Source organism: Sphingobacterium sp. GQ94, assembly GCF_059758715.1.
The window spans coordinates 64357-80015 of sequence record NZ_JCAXEC010000017.1 but is presented as its reverse complement, the minus strand read 5'-3'; the positions used below and the strand labels follow the sequence as shown (position 1 = coordinate 80015).

11 protein-coding genes and 1 pseudogene are annotated in these 15659 nt (G+C 33.5%); 7 read left to right on the top strand and 5 right to left on the bottom strand.

The genetic code is table 11. The annotated features are described in order from the left end of the window. Window positions 1–117: 117 nt before the first annotated feature. Window positions 118–1080, top strand: coding sequence for a tRNA modification radical SAM protein MnmL/YtqA (gene mnmL / locus AC6CHH_RS14120; RefSeq protein ID WP_498283968.1), 963 nt, complete (start codon window positions 118–120; stop codon window positions 1078–1080). A 163-nt stretch (window positions 1081–1243) separates the two neighbouring features. On the opposite strand, the gene AC6CHH_RS14115 is transcribed toward mnmL, so the two are convergent. Next, complete coding sequence (locus AC6CHH_RS14115) at window positions 1244–1711, bottom strand: pyrophosphohydrolase domain-containing protein (RefSeq protein ID WP_498283966.1); 468 nt, start codon at window positions 1709–1711, stop codon at window positions 1244–1246. Between the two features lie 423 nt (window positions 1712–2134). Between AC6CHH_RS14115 and AC6CHH_RS14110 the strand changes: the two genes are divergently transcribed. Together AC6CHH_RS14110 and AC6CHH_RS14105 are read left to right on the top strand one after the other, a co-directional pair. Next, entirely contained in the window at window positions 2135–2410 is a 276-nt protein-coding gene (locus tag AC6CHH_RS14110) for a DDE-type integrase/transposase/recombinase (protein ID WP_498283970.1), read from the top strand. A 122-nt stretch (window positions 2411–2532) separates the two neighbouring features. Next, a pseudogene (locus AC6CHH_RS14105) lies at window positions 2533–2670 on the top strand (IS3 family transposase); the annotation flags it as partial. 49 nt (window positions 2671–2719) lie between these two features. Here AC6CHH_RS14105 and AC6CHH_RS14100 read toward each other — a convergent pair. Then, on the bottom strand, window positions 2720–4279 hold the full coding sequence (locus AC6CHH_RS14100; protein ID WP_498283965.1) for a pseudouridine synthase: 1560 nt from the start codon (window positions 4277–4279) through the stop codon (window positions 2720–2722). A 642-nt stretch (window positions 4280–4921) separates the two neighbouring features. Between AC6CHH_RS14100 and AC6CHH_RS14095 the strand changes: the two genes are divergently transcribed. The 3 genes from AC6CHH_RS14095 to AC6CHH_RS14085 all read left to right on the top strand — a co-directional run bounded on the left by AC6CHH_RS14095 (window position 4922) and on the right by AC6CHH_RS14085 (window position 10235). Then, on the top strand, window positions 4922–5536 hold the full coding sequence (locus AC6CHH_RS14095; protein ID WP_498283963.1) for a lytic transglycosylase domain-containing protein: 615 nt from the start codon (window positions 4922–4924) through the stop codon (window positions 5534–5536). Between the two features lie 425 nt (window positions 5537–5961). Beyond that, entirely contained in the window at window positions 5962–7446 is a 1485-nt protein-coding gene (cls, locus tag AC6CHH_RS14090; RefSeq protein ID WP_498283961.1) for a cardiolipin synthase, read from the top strand. 80 nt (window positions 7447–7526) lie between these two features. Beyond that, window positions 7527–10235, top strand: a complete 2709-nt coding sequence (locus tag AC6CHH_RS14085) for a carboxypeptidase-like regulatory domain-containing protein (RefSeq protein WP_498283959.1) — start codon at window positions 7527–7529, stop codon at window positions 10233–10235. 148 nt (window positions 10236–10383) lie between these two features. Here AC6CHH_RS14085 and AC6CHH_RS14080 read toward each other — a convergent pair whose 3' ends face one another. Together AC6CHH_RS14080 and AC6CHH_RS14075 are read right to left on the bottom strand one after the other, a co-directional pair. Next, a complete protein-coding gene (locus AC6CHH_RS14080) occupies window positions 10384–11367 on the bottom strand; it encodes a YihY/virulence factor BrkB family protein (protein ID WP_498283957.1) in 984 nt (327 codons plus the stop codon). Window positions 11368–11373: 6 nt separating this feature from the next. After that, complete coding sequence (locus AC6CHH_RS14075) at window positions 11374–13134, bottom strand: AMP-dependent synthetase/ligase (RefSeq protein ID WP_498283955.1); 1761 nt, start codon at window positions 13132–13134, stop codon at window positions 11374–11376. A gap of 186 nt (window positions 13135–13320) precedes the next feature. On the opposite strand from AC6CHH_RS14075, the gene AC6CHH_RS14070 reads away from it, so the two are divergent. Beyond that, window positions 13321–13827, top strand: a complete 507-nt coding sequence (locus tag AC6CHH_RS14070) for a hypothetical protein (RefSeq protein WP_498283953.1) — start codon at window positions 13321–13323, stop codon at window positions 13825–13827. A 65-nt stretch (window positions 13828–13892) separates the two neighbouring features. Here AC6CHH_RS14070 and AC6CHH_RS14065 read toward each other — a convergent pair whose 3' ends face one another. Further along, entirely contained in the window at window positions 13893–15629 is a 1737-nt protein-coding gene (locus tag AC6CHH_RS14065; RefSeq protein ID WP_498283951.1) for a M61 family metallopeptidase, read from the bottom strand. Between the last annotated feature and the right edge of the window lie 30 nt (window positions 15630–15659).

Sequence of the window (15659 nt, the reverse complement as noted above, 5' to 3'; positions counted from 1 at the left end):
CTTGTAATCCTAGATCTAATATTTCAGCAATGCAAATTCGATGGTCGAATGGTGGAGTAATAAAGATATTTTATCTCTACATCCCATATATAACGTCGAATAGTTATCTTTGTGAAAATGGGTACACAAATAGACAATGGGATTAAGCCTTACAATTATTATGGGGCTTATTTAAGGGAAAAATATAATGGTCAACGGGTATTTAAAGTTATTGTTGACGGTAATTTCACTTGTCCTAATAGAGATGGAAGTAAGGGTTATGGAGGTTGTACATATTGTAATGTAGATTCCTTTACACCAGATACAGCTAGAAGAATTCCTTCAATTCGTGAACAAGTTGAAAATGGTATTCAACGTGCAAAAAAGAGTTATGCAGCTGAGAAATTTATAATATATTTTCAACCAAATACGAATACATATGCGCCACCCCATTTTTTGAAATCATTGTATGATGAAGCACTAAGCATTTGTCCAGAAGATACGATAGGACTTTCCGTTGGTACTCGACCGGATTGCATAGATTCAGAAAAAATAGCTTTATTGGAAAGTTATACAGATAGATTTGATGTTGATCTTGAAATGGGTATGGAATCTATTTATGATGAAACATTAGAACTGATAAATAGAGGTTGTTCACATAGCGAATTCTTATCAACAATGAAAATGTTAGAAAATTCGCCTTTAGAACTTTGTGTTCATACTATATTTGGTTTCCCCTGGGAAACTCAAGAGATGATGTTAAAATATGCTGATGAAATAAATAAACATACTCAAATTAGATTTATTAAATTGCATCACTTACATATCGTAGAGGGATCAATAATGGGTGCAAAATATAAAAAGGATCCATTCCATTTATTTACGATCGAAGAATACACAGATTTCTTGGCAAAATTTCTTCCGTTATTGAGGCCTGACATCATTATCCAACGTATTTTTGGAATTGCCGATAAAGAGTTATTAATTGCTCCGAATTGGGGATTTCCAAAATCTGCAATTCAAACAAAAATTGATAAAGGATTGGAACAAAGAGGTGTAAGGCAAGGATCGGCTTATACTGATAAAATAATTATGCTATAAATATCATAAAAGTTTGCCCTTATTAGTTAATGAATCCTCGAAAAATAAAATTGGTCAATGATTTTCGAGGATTCGTTAACTTTTAAGACAGTTAGATTTTGAAATTATTATTAGAAATTAAGGAAAGAATTTTCAAATTAATATTTTATTATTCTAAAAAGACTTATTTTTCTATGATTGACTTTAAATCTGCAGGTGAATAATAGATTGATTTTAATGTTTTATCATCCCCTTCTCTGAATACCAAATACTTCCCATCTATTTTCTTATAATAGGACTCCACACCTTTAGAGCGATAGTGTTCTTGAGTAGCTTGAGCTTCTTCTTCATTATTACAAGCTTTACTCATATTAGAGCGTTGTACTTCATTGAATAAATCATTGAACTTATCTTTGAATCCAAATTCCAATATAGCTCCAGATAGAACATATTGAATATCACTTAATGCATCCGCAATTTCAATTAGATCTTTATTATCAATCGCCTCTTGTAACTCATTTAATTCTTCTGCAATCAAGGAAACTCTTAATTTGCAACGATTCTCGGAAGGAATTGTTGGTTCCTCTAAAATTGGATGCTGAAATGTTTTGTGGAATTCTGCGACTAATGTCAAGCACTTTGGATCTGTCATAATATTCGTAAATTTTGTTAAAAATACTAAAGTAAGCCCAAATATAAAAGGTGTCTAATGCAATACACCCAAAAAGTTAGGCACTTTCTGGAGTATTTTTAGAAGAAAAAACAAAAAACATAGTTTGGAATTCAAACTTAGTATTGCCGCGCGGATTGTTCAGGATCAGGGTTCAACAAAAACCATTACAAAGGAATTTTCTTTATCGCATAGTATGGTTAGGCGTTGACAAAATCAATTCGAGGCGTTTGGCATCGAAGGCTTATAGGCTCGTGGAGATAACGCCATTTATTCACATTCCTTTAAAATCGCTGTGCTGCAAACAATTCAAAAAGAAAATATATCTTAGATGCAGGCCCATGCTATGCCTTAATCTTACGAGCTCTTCTACTATCGTTACATGGCAGAAGCGGGTTGAAACACATGGTTTTAATGGGCGACCAAGTTAAAGGCCGGCCACCCATAGAAAAGAATCTCAGATTACCCAACAAACCAAAGAAATGGTCTACTGATGTTACCGAATTCTGGGTAAAGAACAAAAAATTATATCTTTCGCCGACCATCGATCTGTTCAATCAGGAGATCGTTAGTTATAATTTAAGGGATCGACCAAACTTTTGCGGGATAATGGAGATGCTTGATAAGGCCATAGGATACTTGAAACTGACTCTTAGGGACTCATTCTACGTTCCGCCCTAAGATAGCGGTATCAAATATTATAATACAAAAAAAACTGCGACAAAACGGGATTATACAGAACATGCCCAGAAAAGGCAGTTGCCTAATTAAAAACTTTTTCGGAATTCTAAAAACAGAACTGTGTTACCCATAAGAAATATGAGTCAAGTAATCAACTTAAAAAAGACATAATAGAATATTATAACAACAAAAGGATAGAACTCAGTTTAAACGAAATGAGCCCGTTAGAATATCGGGCTCATTACAATACAAATCTATAACTAAATTTGCCTAAACTTTTGGAGGCAGTCTATATGACACCTTTTATATTTATTTAATTAAATGTTTTAATTGAATAATTTCTTTTTCTTCAAGGTATCTCCATCGCCCTCGAGGTAAATCTTTTTTAGTTAAGCACGAGTAAACAACTCTATCAAGTTTAATTACGTCATAGCCTAAGGATTCAAAAATACGTCTAACAACTCTGTTTTTTCCACTATGTATTTGAATTCCAATTTCACGTTTAGAAGCGCCCATTACATAACTCACATCATCAGGTTTTATATGACCATCCTCCAAATCTATACCAAAACTAATTTTGTTGAAATCTCCTTGAGTAAGGTTCTTATTCAATTCCACCTGATATATTTTGCTGACATTGTTTCTTGGATGCGATAATTTCTCTGCTAAATTTCCATCATTAGTTAATAATAATAATCCAGTAGTATTTCTATCTAGTCTTCCGACAGGATATATCCTCTCTTTCGTAGCGTTGGCCACCAAGTGCATAACTGTTTTCCGTTCCTGTGGATCGTCCGTAGTTGTGATATAATCTTTTGGTTTATTTAATAAGACATAAACCATTTTTTCACGTTTTAGACGTTCATTATTGTACCTAATTTCATCTTTTGCTGGGTCAACTTTAGTTCCAAGTTCAGTGACAGCTTCTCCGTTGACTGTAACAACTCCCGCCTCAATAAGTTCATCAGCTTTACGACGAGAACAAATTCCAGAATTTGCTATATAACGATTTAAACGAATCAGTCCATCATCTACTTTATTTTCCTTTTGTCTTTTTTCAGTATATGGTTTTTTGAATTTGGATTCATATCCCCCTTCAGATCTCCTTTCTTTTGAAAAATCATTTGCTGATTCACCTTTTACCTTAAAAGTCTGGTTTTTTTCATAACCAGGTCTTTCGAATTTAGAATCTCTATCGGTTTTTCCAAATTTAGAATCTCTATCAGGTCTTCCGAATTTAGAATCTCTATCGGTTTTTCCAAATTTAGAATCTCTATCAGTTTTTCCGAATTTAGAATCTCTATCGGTTTTTCCGAATTTAGAATCTCTATCGGGTCTTCCGAATTTAGAATCTCTATCAGTTTTTCCGAATTTAGAATCTCTATCAGTTTTTCCGAATTTAGAATCTCTATCAGGTCTTCCGAATTTAGAATCTCTATCAGGTCTTTCGAATTTAGAATCTCTATCAGTTTTTCCGAATTTAGAATCTCTATCAGGTCTTCCGAATTTAGAATCTCTATCAGTTTTTCCGAATTTAGAATCTCTATCGGTTTTTCCGAATTTAGAATCTCTATCAGGTCTTCCGAACTTAGAATCTCTATCAGTTTTTCCGAGTTTAGAATCTCTATCGGTTTTTCCGAACTTAGAATCTCTATCAGGTCTTCCGAATTTAGAATCTCTATCGGTTTTTCCGAATTTAGAATCTCTATCAGGTTTGTCAGACTTGTGGAATTTACGATCTTGATCTTTTGCTGGATTAAAAGAAGGACGTTTATCATCTCCCCTTTTATTATCTCTGAAGCTTTCAGGGTTGCTTCTTTTTCTTTTGGAGTTGTCTTCACGACTGTTCCTGTTGCTGCTAAATGGCATAGTTTTTTTCAAAAAAATTGAATCACAAAGGTAAACAATTTTTTTTAAAATATCCTAAGAATCTATCTTTTAGATATTACATCGTATTATTACCTATAACAGTAGGTTAGACCAAGTTTCGAACCGATATTGTCTAAACTTGTGAGTAATGAAATGTCTTAATATTTTAAATTAATAATACTATATACATTAATTATTTAAAATGATTTTGATCGTATAAGATTTTAATCCCAATATTATCCTTTCCTAAAAAATGCGTTCTTCTATCTTAAGTAAATACACCTTTAGGAATTAACATGGAGGACATTTGTTACAAAGAATTTACTTAGGTCTATTCTGGGATATTATTGGTTTAAAATCGTTATCGACTGTTTTTATTCAATTTTATACGGTAAGCATTTTCTTGTTTTGTGTAACTCTTTGGTCTGTAAGGTAATAGTTGTTATCTTTGTGCCGTGTTTTTTACCAAGCCACTTTTTTTGCCATGTTTAGTTCGTAAAAAGAGTAGCAGTAAGGGATTTAATGATTAGAAAAAGAGTATTATGTAGTAGTGTAGTTTTGACAGTTATGTTGTTGTCAAAATTATACTCAAACCCCCAACCAGAGTTGTCCGACCCTTTTAGAAAGGCGTTAAACAATTCGATGAAAGCCAATGTTGAAAATGCGTTGGCAGTATCAAAGAAGAATACTGAGAGCGAGTTTTATAATCAGATTTCTTTCGCAAATGATACTATTCCATTTGATCAGACAGGTGTAAAGCAAAAAATTGATAAATATCTAAGTAAATTTGCCTACTTGAAGAGATCATCTCATCACATTCATAAAAAGGCAGATATTCTTCTCCCTCGAATTGCTAAAATTTTGAAAAGCTATGGAGTTCCTGAAGATTTCAAATATATTGCAATAGTTGAAAGCTCACTTAACCCCCAAACTACATCTCATAAAGGAGCCGGCGGTTATTGGCAGTTTATGCCATCAACAGCTAGGTTATACGGATTGCGCGTTAATTCAAGTGTAGATGACCGGTTAGATTTAATAAAGTCAACCCATGCAGCAGCAAAATATCTAAAGTCATTGTACTTAGAATTTGGTGACTGGACATTAGCTGCCGCAGCGTACAATATCGGTGGAAGCCGCTTACGCTCCTCATTAAGAAGGCAGAAAAAAGATAATTATTATGATCTTAAACTGAATTCTGAAACTGCTTCTTACGTTTATAAGATAATTTCAATGAAAACTATTTTAGAAAATAGTTAGATTAATATAATTAAAGTATAGTTTTATTTAATGTGGGAAACAAGGTATGTTTCCCGCATTTTTTATTTAATACTTTTGAATTTTTTTATACCTAGCGTTTTTTGGTAATCCATTTTGGAGAATTGATTATTTCATTTTTATTAAATAAGGTTATAACATATTCTTATCAAGAATAAATATTAAGCAATGAATTTTTGGCATGGCGAACTGGAATTGAAATCTCTGTTTTTATATTTAGCACAAATAATCTGGTCTGATTTTGATTATTCATGTACAACAAAATGTTGATCAATTAATAAATTACATGTAAAAATTAATGGGCTAACTTAATTATTTTCTAAGAATCGATTTTCTTTTTTACCTTGTAGTATCAAGTTGTTAATTAATCGCTTTTTGGCTGAAATTGTACTGATTTTGAGAATTATATGCAAATAAACGATATAATAAAATTTTTGACTCCAACCTTGAATTTTCTAATAGAATGGAGATGGATTCCCATGCTTATCGTTTATATAGGTGTAATAATTACAATACTAATTGAGAACAGAAATCCTACTAAAACTATTTCTTGGGTTTTGATCATAATATTTCTGCCATTTGTAGGATTAATATTATATTATCTTTTTGGACAAAAATTTGTCAAAATCAAAAAATTAAAACGAATCAATCAAATACAAACTATTAGAATAAAAAAGGAGTTTGAACGACTTGAACCATTAATTTCATTATCAATCCGTAATATTTATAACAAAATTGGAAACCTCTCTAGGGTATATGTATACTTGAAAAACGAGAAAATATCCACACCAACACTAAATAATCATGTTACCTTATTAATAAATGGAGAACGAAAATTTCCATTGTTTTTAGAGTCAATATCAACGGCTAAGCATTCGATTCATTTGGAATACTATATTTTTGAAGTGGATAACATAGGGATGCAAGTCTTAAATTTGTTGGAAACTAAAGCTAATCAAGGGGTTAAAGTGAGGTTAATTGTGGACAGTTTTGGTTCTCCAGCGCTCGTTCGGTATATGCGGAAGAAGAAGGATAGCCAAATTGAATTTCAACCTTTTTTGCCCGTAACTTTCACCTCATTGGCAAATGGTAATTATCGTAACCACCGTAAAATAGCGATAATCGATGGATTTACGAGTTACATCGGAGGAATTAACATTGCTGATCATTACATTAATTCGAAAAACAATAAAATTTACTGGCGTGACACTTCTGTTAAAATTGAAGGTACCGCCGCTGTAATGTTTCAAATCAGTTTTTGGAATTCATGGAATCAAACTGATGGAGAACCTTTTAATCTTGAAGATGGTTATATTAATAATTCTTCGTTAGTAACTGATCAATTATGTTCGGTTGCATTAGCTTCAAGCGATCCAGGATCTATAGGACCATTTAATATGGAAGCTTTGTTAATTAGTATTGGAGAGGCAAATACCAGTATTAAACTCTGTTCTCCATATTTTATACCCACTGAAGAGTTATCCACGGCCCTTAAGTCGGCTGCAGCAGCTGGAGTTGAGGTAGAACTGATGATACCTGCGGTGGGTGATTCAAAGATCGTACATCACGCTTCCTTTTCTTTTTTGAAACCTCTTTTAGAAAGAGGGGTTAAGGTATATCTATATGAAAAAGGATTCTTACACGCTAAAACTTCCATTATAGATGGAAAGATTGCCTATGTCGGAACTGTAAACCTAGATTCTAGAAGTTTCTATATTAATTATGAGGTCGCAGCTGTGATCTCAAATCGCGATTTCTGTAAAAGCATGGAAGATCAATTCGAAAAAGACCGTCAAGACAGTATCTCGGTAACACTTAAGGATTGGAAAAAAAGAAAGGTCTGGAAAAGAGCCATAGATTCCTTATGTCGACTTTTGGCTCCTTTGCTTTAGCTTTAGCTGTTAAATTTGGTTATCTTCTACCTTTATTCACTAAATATTCAATATATTTAGCTTTTGAAAATTGAAAATTGATGAATAAAATTAACAATATACTTTTCGCTTTTATAGTTCTTTTAACCCTATCTCAAAATGGGAAAGCCCAAGAAAAACCTGCAATTCCAATTAATACAGCTGTAGAAAACGTTCAAAAATACTTTTCAGTTTATCCAGTAGAGAAAGTTCATATGCATTTTGATAAACCATATTATGCTGTAGGAGATACTCTTTGGTTTAAAACTTACTTAAATACAAATTTATTTAATTATGAACCGAGTAAAGTGGTGTATGTGGATGTCTTAAACAGTAAGGATTCACTGATGCAAACCATGAGAATTCCAATGAATCAAGGAGGTGGTAACGGTCAGTTAGTTTTAGACCCCCAATATTGGTCACAAGATAATTATCGGTTTAGAGCTTATACTAAATGGATGATGAACTTTGATCTGGGTTATTTTTTTAATAAAATAGTAACTATAGGAGATGCCATAAATAAAAAAATAGGTACTAGTATTGAGTTTCAACCGGATGGTAATAAAACAATAGCTAGCTTACAGTTTAGAGGTTCAGATGGTCAAGTCTTAGCCAATAAAAAGATTGATTGGGAAGCTAATGATGGATGGGATCCTTTTGATAAGGGTAGGTCGGAAACGGATGAAATGGGGAAAGTATCCATTAGCCTTTCATTAAAAGAAAAAGAAAAATTTAAGAATGGCAGGTTGGTGATAAAACTTGAGGACGGTGAATCTTTGGTCGCCAAATTTCCTTTAGCAAATGCAATCTGGGACGCGGATGTGCAATTCTTTCCTGAGGGAGGAGATTTAATCTCTGGAATCACAAAAAAAGTAGCTTTTAAAGCCGTAAATTCTAATGGAAAAGGTCTTCGGATTAAAGGAACGATTATTGACAGCAAAAAGAAGGAGGTTGTTGCATTTGAAGATATGGGGCTTGGTATGGGTACTTTCTCTTTCTCTCCAGTATCAGGAGAGATTTATCAAGCAATTGTGACCTTTGAAAATAAGGAACAGAAAACATTTAATCTTCCCAATGTGGTTGATAATAAAATTAACTTGATAACAGGTATCCCTGAGGCCGAGTTTCTGAGTGTTGGCCTTGTGACCAATGAGCAATACTTAAAAACAGTATTAAACAAACCATTTTATGTATTTGGTCAATTGAATGGACATCTCATTTATGCGGCACAAGTTTCAATCAAAAGCGCCGATGTTTCTGTTCGTGTTCCAATCAAAGATCTTCCAAATGGGATCATGCAATTGACATTATTAACTCCCGATGGACAACCTATATCTGAAAGGTTGGTTTATGTACAACCTCAAAAATTAATAGATATTAATATCACTACTGAAAAAGTGGATTACGGAAGAAAGGATTTGGTCAAAATGAAGTTAAATCTAAATACCCATGTAGATAGCTTGCCTTCTAATTTCTCTGTTTCAGTAATTGATGAAAGCAAGGTGCCATATCATGATGATATTGATAAAGGAATAGTAAGTAGTATATTGCTTACCTCTGATTTAAAAGGTTTTGTAGAAAAACCTAATTATTATTTTAATTTAGAAAATCAAAATAGACTTGAAGCTCTTGACGCACTCTTATTAACCCAAGGCTTTCGTCGGTTTGATTACAAAGATTTAACACAAGGGAAGTTACCTCAGGTTAAATTTATGCCTGAGCAAGGAATAACAATCTCAGGTATTTTACGTCAAAATACTGGCAGAGTTCAAGCTAACGGCGGATTATTGTTAACCATCCCAGGTGCGGCAATTAAAAAGGATGTGTACACGGATAATCAAGGGCGTTTTGCATTTGAAAATTTAATCTTCCCTGATTCTCTAAAAGCAACCGTAAATGCACGAGGAAACGATAATTTCCGAAACTTGGTGATTAATATGGATCAAACTTACTTTCCAGAGATTGATCGAGATAACCCATATGCAGCAGCAGCAACATATAATATTGATCAAAATTTGGCAGCTTATTTAGAAAATTCTAAAAAGGAATTTCGAACATCCAATAGGATTGAAGAAGTTGTGGTAACAGCGACTGCTGAAAAAAAGCAATCTAGCAAGGATTTCTCTGCATTGTCTGGTCTATCTATGCCTGAACATCGTGTAGATGGTAGTCGATTGGCTGGCTGTAATGTATTGAGCATGTGTTTGAACACGATGCTTACTGGAATCACTTTTGATGTAAATACTCAGAAATATTATATTACTCGTAATTACAATCAAGGAAGTCGAGTACCTGTACAGTTTTTCTTAAATGGAATGCCAATTGATGAACCATCTATAAATGCAATACAGGTTTCAGAAATTGAAGCTATAGAAATTTTTATGCGAGATGATTTGGGTACTGTAAAGAACATTTACCAGAATGACGGAGTTGTCTCTATAATTACCAAGAAAGAGAAAAAACAACCCCGAATGACACTTGCTCAAATTGAAGCCATGCTACCAAAGTCTAATGTGATAGACCTTTTCCCTTTGGGATATGTAAAGGAACGAAAGTTTTATATGCCAAAATATGATACACCACAGAGTAAAAATGTCAATGATTATAGAACAACAATATATTGGAATCCCGACGTAAAAGTTGAAGGAAAAGGAGAGGTGAATTTAGAGTATTTTAATGCAGATGGTGCCGGGAAATATAAAGTGATTGTTGAAGGTAATGATGTTCAAGGTAATGTAGGTAGACAAATTTATTACTATAATGTAAATTAAGCCAGGTCTAATTGATTTAATTAAAAGAGCTCTTTGACGAGCATGATTATTTATTAATCTTAATTTTAATGTACATCAAACAACTCCCACTATGTTGGATCTATCCAATCTAGTGGGAGTTTATCGTTTAAAGGTTATGACTAGACTCTTATTTAATTGGTTCGTTATGTTTTTTTACCACCTCCCTGATGCCAGTCTCAGGGTCAATCTCCAACTCTGTTTGTTTAATTAAAACAGCGAAAGATGCTGGTTGTATTCCTTTTCCATATTTTAAAGCATATTCTTTGGTGAATTCTGCACCAAAGTAAAGAATAGCTGAGGAATAATAAACCCATGCCAACAGGATAATTATTGATCCTGCAGCTCCATAAGAAGTTGCCGTGATGTTTTGAGATAGATATAATGAAATTCCATATTTCCCCAGCATAAATAGAAGTGCGGTAAATAATGCGCCACCTAGAATATCTTTAAATCGAACTCTTGCATCTGGGAGAAAGGCATATATTGTTCCGAAAAGTACCGTTATGACCAAAAAAGTAATCAATGTATTAATCCAATCAATTAATCCAATATCCCAATGGACCATAAATTGATTGACATAATCAGTCATGATACCTATCAAACTACTTATAATTAAGGAGGCCATTAATAAAAAAACAAGACCTAAAATCATAGAAAAGGAAATGAGTCTGTTGATGATTATTTTAATCCAACCTTTCCTCGGTTTTGGTTTTACTTTCCATATGGTATTTATGGAGTTTTGAATATCTACAAAGATGGTTGTGGAGGTAAATATCAAGGTAGCAGAGCCGACTATAATTCCAATGTTAGATTTGCTGTCTAGCGATAAATTATGTACTGTGGATTCCATCAAGGAAGCGATTTCTTTACCAAAAAGTTCATTTAATTCCTCAATAATTTGTTCGCGTGCACCCTCGCTTCCATCCAAAGCACTCCCATAAAAGAAGCCGAGGGCCCACGTTAATATTAATAAAAGAGGTCCAATTGAAAATACGGTGTAATAGGCTAATGACGCACTCAGTTTCATACAGTTATCTTCCGTAAACGCCAGACCAGCATTCATCAATAATTTCCAGAATTCTTTTATTTTTGAGCAAATTGTTTGTAACATATATCCCTATTCAGTATAGATTGATTTTATAATATCTTCATTTCTTTGCAAAATCACTTTACGCTTTAAGCTGAGTTTTGGAGTTAATTCTCCGCCATCAATAGTCCATTCTTTGGCTAGTAATTTGAACTTTTTTACTTGTTCCCAATGTCCATAATTAGCCATAGATTGTGCCAGTATTTGCTCATATTTGCTTAATATATCAGCTTGACTAATAAGATCTGCTCTCTCTTTGTAGGAAATTCCTTTGAATTTGGCCCATTTTTCAAGTTCCTCAAAAGCTGGGACAATAAGAGCAGATGGAAATTTTTGATTTTCGCCTAGAACCATAACTTGAGCAATAAAAGTCGATTCCATAAGTTTATTTTCTAACACTTGTGGGGCTACGTATTTGCCTCCTGCGGTTTTAAACATTTCTTTCTTTCGATCTGTTATGCGTAAAAAACCATCTGATGTTAATTCACCAATGTCACCAGTTTTTAAGTAACCATCTTCCGTGAATGCCTCTTTTGTCGCCTGTTCATTTTTATAATAACCACGAGAAACACTTGGTCCCTTAACTAAAATTTCACCATCTTGAGCGATTTTAACATCTAAATTTTTCAATACTCGACCTACGGTTCCGAATTTCACATCCTCTGGTTTCCAGGAGTTAACAGCGATTACAGGGGAGGTTTCTGTTAAACCATAACCTTCTAACACTTTAATATCAGCGGCCCAGAATACTCGTGCTAAACGTTCTTGAAGTGCAGCTCCACCTGATACTATTAGTTTAATTTCTCCGCCTAAGGCATCTTTCCATTTAGAGAAAATAAGTTTTCTAGCTATTTTTAACTGAAAGTTATATAAACTAGAATTTTTTCTTGGTTCTTGATATCTCAAACCCAAATTCAGAGCCCAAAAGAATAATGTTTTCTTAATACCAGTTAGATTTTTACCTTTTTCAACCACTTTGTCGTAAACCTTTTCTAGTACTCTAGGTACTGTTGTAAACAAATCAGGTTTGACTTCATTAATATCTGCTACAATGTTATCAAGATTCTCTGCATAGTATATCTGGATTCCTTTAGAAAAATACATATAGACTACCATTCGTTCAAAAATATGACAAAGAGGTAAAAAGCTAAGAGCCTTTTTATATTCTTGGGTTATTAAATGATTGCATGCTTCAAAATTGCTGATGATATTTGTATGAGATAGAAATACGCCTTTTGGTTTTCCAGTTGTTCCTGAAGTATAGATTAGAGTTAATAAATCGTCGCCTCGAACAGATTCACGATGCGTGTTTAAATCTATTTGTTGATTTTCACCTAAATTAACTATTTCAGAATAATTGGCCCTATTTTTAAGTATATCAAAGGTATAAGATGGAATGTCAAGCTGGTTTTTTTTTAATGCATCATCTGTTCTGACTGAAAGATCTTCATTGCTTACGAATAACATTTTTACCTCAGCGTCATCAATAATATAAACTAGGTCTTGCATAGAGAGGGTAGGGTATAATGGTACTGTTGCTATACCTAATTGGTTACATGCAAAATCAATGAAGTTCCATTCTGGACGATTTCCAGACATGATTGCAACTCGATCACCTTTTTTTAAACCTTTTGCCAATAATCCTTTACTAAGATTATCCACTATGGCGATAAAATCTGATGTTGAGAAGGTTTTCCACCCACCCTGATCACGACCCGCAACCATAATTTCTTGGTTGAATTTTGATTGATAATTTGTAATTAAATCATATAATCTAATAATTTTACTCATAAGTGGCTCCTCCCGTCTTTGAAATAATTAAATATGGTATGCTTATATTGGGTTATACTAATATATCATTTTTTGGATGAAAACTATGCTTGCAGAATAAATTTTGTCTTTATTTATACCTGAAGTTCGTTTTAAACGTTTAGAAATTAATAGTACATTTGGCACATAAGAAAATAATAAATATCCATGAATAAAATTTTAAAACTTACCTTACTTTTTGCAATTACATTTTTAGCTTCAACTAATCTAGTCAACGCTCAATTAACTTCTCAACACGCAATTGGTGCTCGCTTTGGCTCTGCAACAGGTGTAACTTATAGGTACACAATGTCACCCGCAACAGCTTTGGAAGGTATCTTAAGTATTCAAAGCAATTCCGAATATAGCCGATTTCGGTTAGTTGGATTATATCAACACCATATGCCACTTATGGATGATTTTTCATGGTATTGGGGTTTTGGTGGTAGTGTAGGATCCTATACTGGAAAAGCATTCACCGATGGAAGTGGTAATAGATATGACAAATACTCAGAACTTGCCTTAAGTGTGGATGGTGTGGTTGGTATAGAGTATAAAATTCCATCAGCACCACTTGCTGTCTCCTTAGATGCCAAACCATATTTTGACTTTTTACAAGAAAGCGGGTTTAGAATTGTAGATGGTTTGGGATTGTCTGTAAGGTATACTTTTTAAAAACTTGAAAAAAAAAATAGATTCTAAAGGTTAAATTAGAATCTATTTTTTTCAATACCAATGTATTAAAGGGATAACCAAATATCTCCTAACTTTCTTTCAGATTCAGTAGAATTTGGATTTCTTTCAATGCTATAAGAGACTTTGTCACTTGCCTTTAAGGTCACAGTAATTTGGCTAATCAACCCATCTCTGGCAATTAAAATATCTACTCGATCACCTATGTTATTGCATTGAATAATTTGTTCCATTTCCCTTCCTTGAGGATCAATTCGATTTCCATTTATAGCCAATAACTCATCATCAACATTTAAACCATCAACCCAGGCCGCAGAATTTCTTTCAATTTGTTTGATAATTGTTCTTCCTTCTTGATGTGATACTTTAATTCCCAGACTGGCAGTTTGCGTGTTTTTATTATGATCAATAAATTGATATCCAACCAGGTTAAAAAAGGCATTATAATCTAAGTCCTCCGTCGAATAAACGGCATCAAATATTTTCTGTAGAGATATACCAGTTATAGATTCTGCTAATTGCTGGAATTCAGATTCAGTAATGCCTTTGTTCAGTGTAAGGAAAAAGTGCTTGTAAGCGGCTCTTATCACGTCATCTAGACGCATTTTTCCATTAGATGAGGTGATGATCCAAATATCCATCATGCAAGCTAACATAGCTCCTTTGTTGTAATATGAAATACTCACATTGGGAGAGTTCTCATCGGGACGATATTGTTTTATCCAAGTATCAAAACTTGAAAGTCCTACTGATTGAATGAGATGCCCCGCACGATTTAACACAATATTGAATTCTGAAACCAATTCATTTAAATATTCAGTTTCATTTCTAAAGCCGCATCTTCGTATAATCAAATTATCATAATAAGAAGTGAAACCTTCAAAAATCCAAAGTAGACTAGTGTAATTTTCCTGATTATAATTGAAGGGTCCTAAGCCAGCGGGTCTTAATCTTTTGACATTCCATAAATGAAAATATTCATGAGCGACTAATGTCAAGTAGTTTAAATAACCTTGAGGATTTGAATACAATAGACGCGAGGCGGAGAGAACCGTAGAATTTAAGTGTTCTAAACCACCATGGGCATTCTGATAATTATGAGTGATGAAAACATAATTACTATTTGGATTAGAGCCCCATAATTGAGTTTCAACTTCAATTATTTTTGTAATATCTTGAGTTAACCTTTCTTTATCGTAATCTGCTATTCCCACCATGGCAAATTCATGCGGTATGCCTGCTGCCTGAAATACCCAGGTATCCTGATTGCCGATTTCAATTGGTGAATCAAATAATATATCAAAGTTCTCAGCAAAAAAAAGTTTGTCATTGTTGTTCTCAACGCTTAATCCGGTGGATATTTTTGACCAGAACTCTGGCAAAGTCACCTCAACTGAAACGGGATGGTTCAATTCTCCATCGAGAAAGAAGAATGTACCCGCAGGACTAATAAAAGCATGGCTTTGGTCAATAAAATTTGTTCTAACTGACTTTTCAAAACTATAAACGCGGTAGGAAACTGTAATTTCCTCCAAGCTGTTTTCTAATTGCCAGGTATTTTTATTGGTTTTGAAAATTTTGAGCGATTGGTTGGACTTTGTTTTAGCGCTAACTGATTCAATATTTTTAGAATACTCCCTGATGAGATAGGAACCGGGGGTCCAAACGGGCATTCTTAGATCCAAAAAATCACCATCAAAACCGAAAATAATTAAGCTAACCTCCACATAGTGTGCCTGAGGTTCAATGAATGAAAGTTGGAAATGTAATTTGCTTTTTTTCATAAAATTTGCCAGAATACCACGGTTAAGTAA

Excerpts from the sequence above, each read along its gene's own strand:
- AC6CHH_RS14065 (WP_498283951.1), bottom strand. The coding sequence starts at position 15,629 with ATGAAAAAAAGCAAATTACATTTCCAACTTTCATTCATTGAACCTCAG.
- AC6CHH_RS14085 (WP_498283959.1), top strand. The coding sequence starts at position 7,527 with ATGAATAAAATTAACAATATACTTTTCGCTTTTATAGTTCTTTTAACC.
- cls (WP_498283961.1), top strand. The coding sequence starts at position 5,962 with ATGCAAATAAACGATATAATAAAATTTTTGACTCCAACCTTGAATTTT.
- AC6CHH_RS14080 (WP_498283957.1), bottom strand. The coding sequence starts at position 11,367 with ATGTTACAAACAATTTGCTCAAAAATAAAAGAATTCTGGAAATTATTG.
- mnmL (WP_498283968.1), top strand. The coding sequence starts at position 118 with ATGGGTACACAAATAGACAATGGGATTAAGCCTTACAATTATTATGGG.
- AC6CHH_RS14100 (WP_498283965.1), bottom strand. The coding sequence starts at position 4,279 with ATGCCATTTAGCAGCAACAGGAACAGTCGTGAAGACAACTCCAAAAGA.
- AC6CHH_RS14115 (WP_498283966.1), bottom strand. The coding sequence starts at position 1,711 with ATGACAGATCCAAAGTGCTTGACATTAGTCGCAGAATTCCACAAAACA.
- AC6CHH_RS14075 (WP_498283955.1), bottom strand. The coding sequence starts at position 13,134 with ATGAGTAAAATTATTAGATTATATGATTTAATTACAAATTATCAATCA.
- AC6CHH_RS14110 (WP_498283970.1), top strand. The coding sequence starts at position 2,135 with ATGGTTTTAATGGGCGACCAAGTTAAAGGCCGGCCACCCATAGAAAAG.
- AC6CHH_RS14095 (WP_498283963.1), top strand. The coding sequence starts at position 4,922 with ATGAAAGCCAATGTTGAAAATGCGTTGGCAGTATCAAAGAAGAATACT.
- AC6CHH_RS14070 (WP_498283953.1), top strand. The coding sequence starts at position 13,321 with ATGAATAAAATTTTAAAACTTACCTTACTTTTTGCAATTACATTTTTA.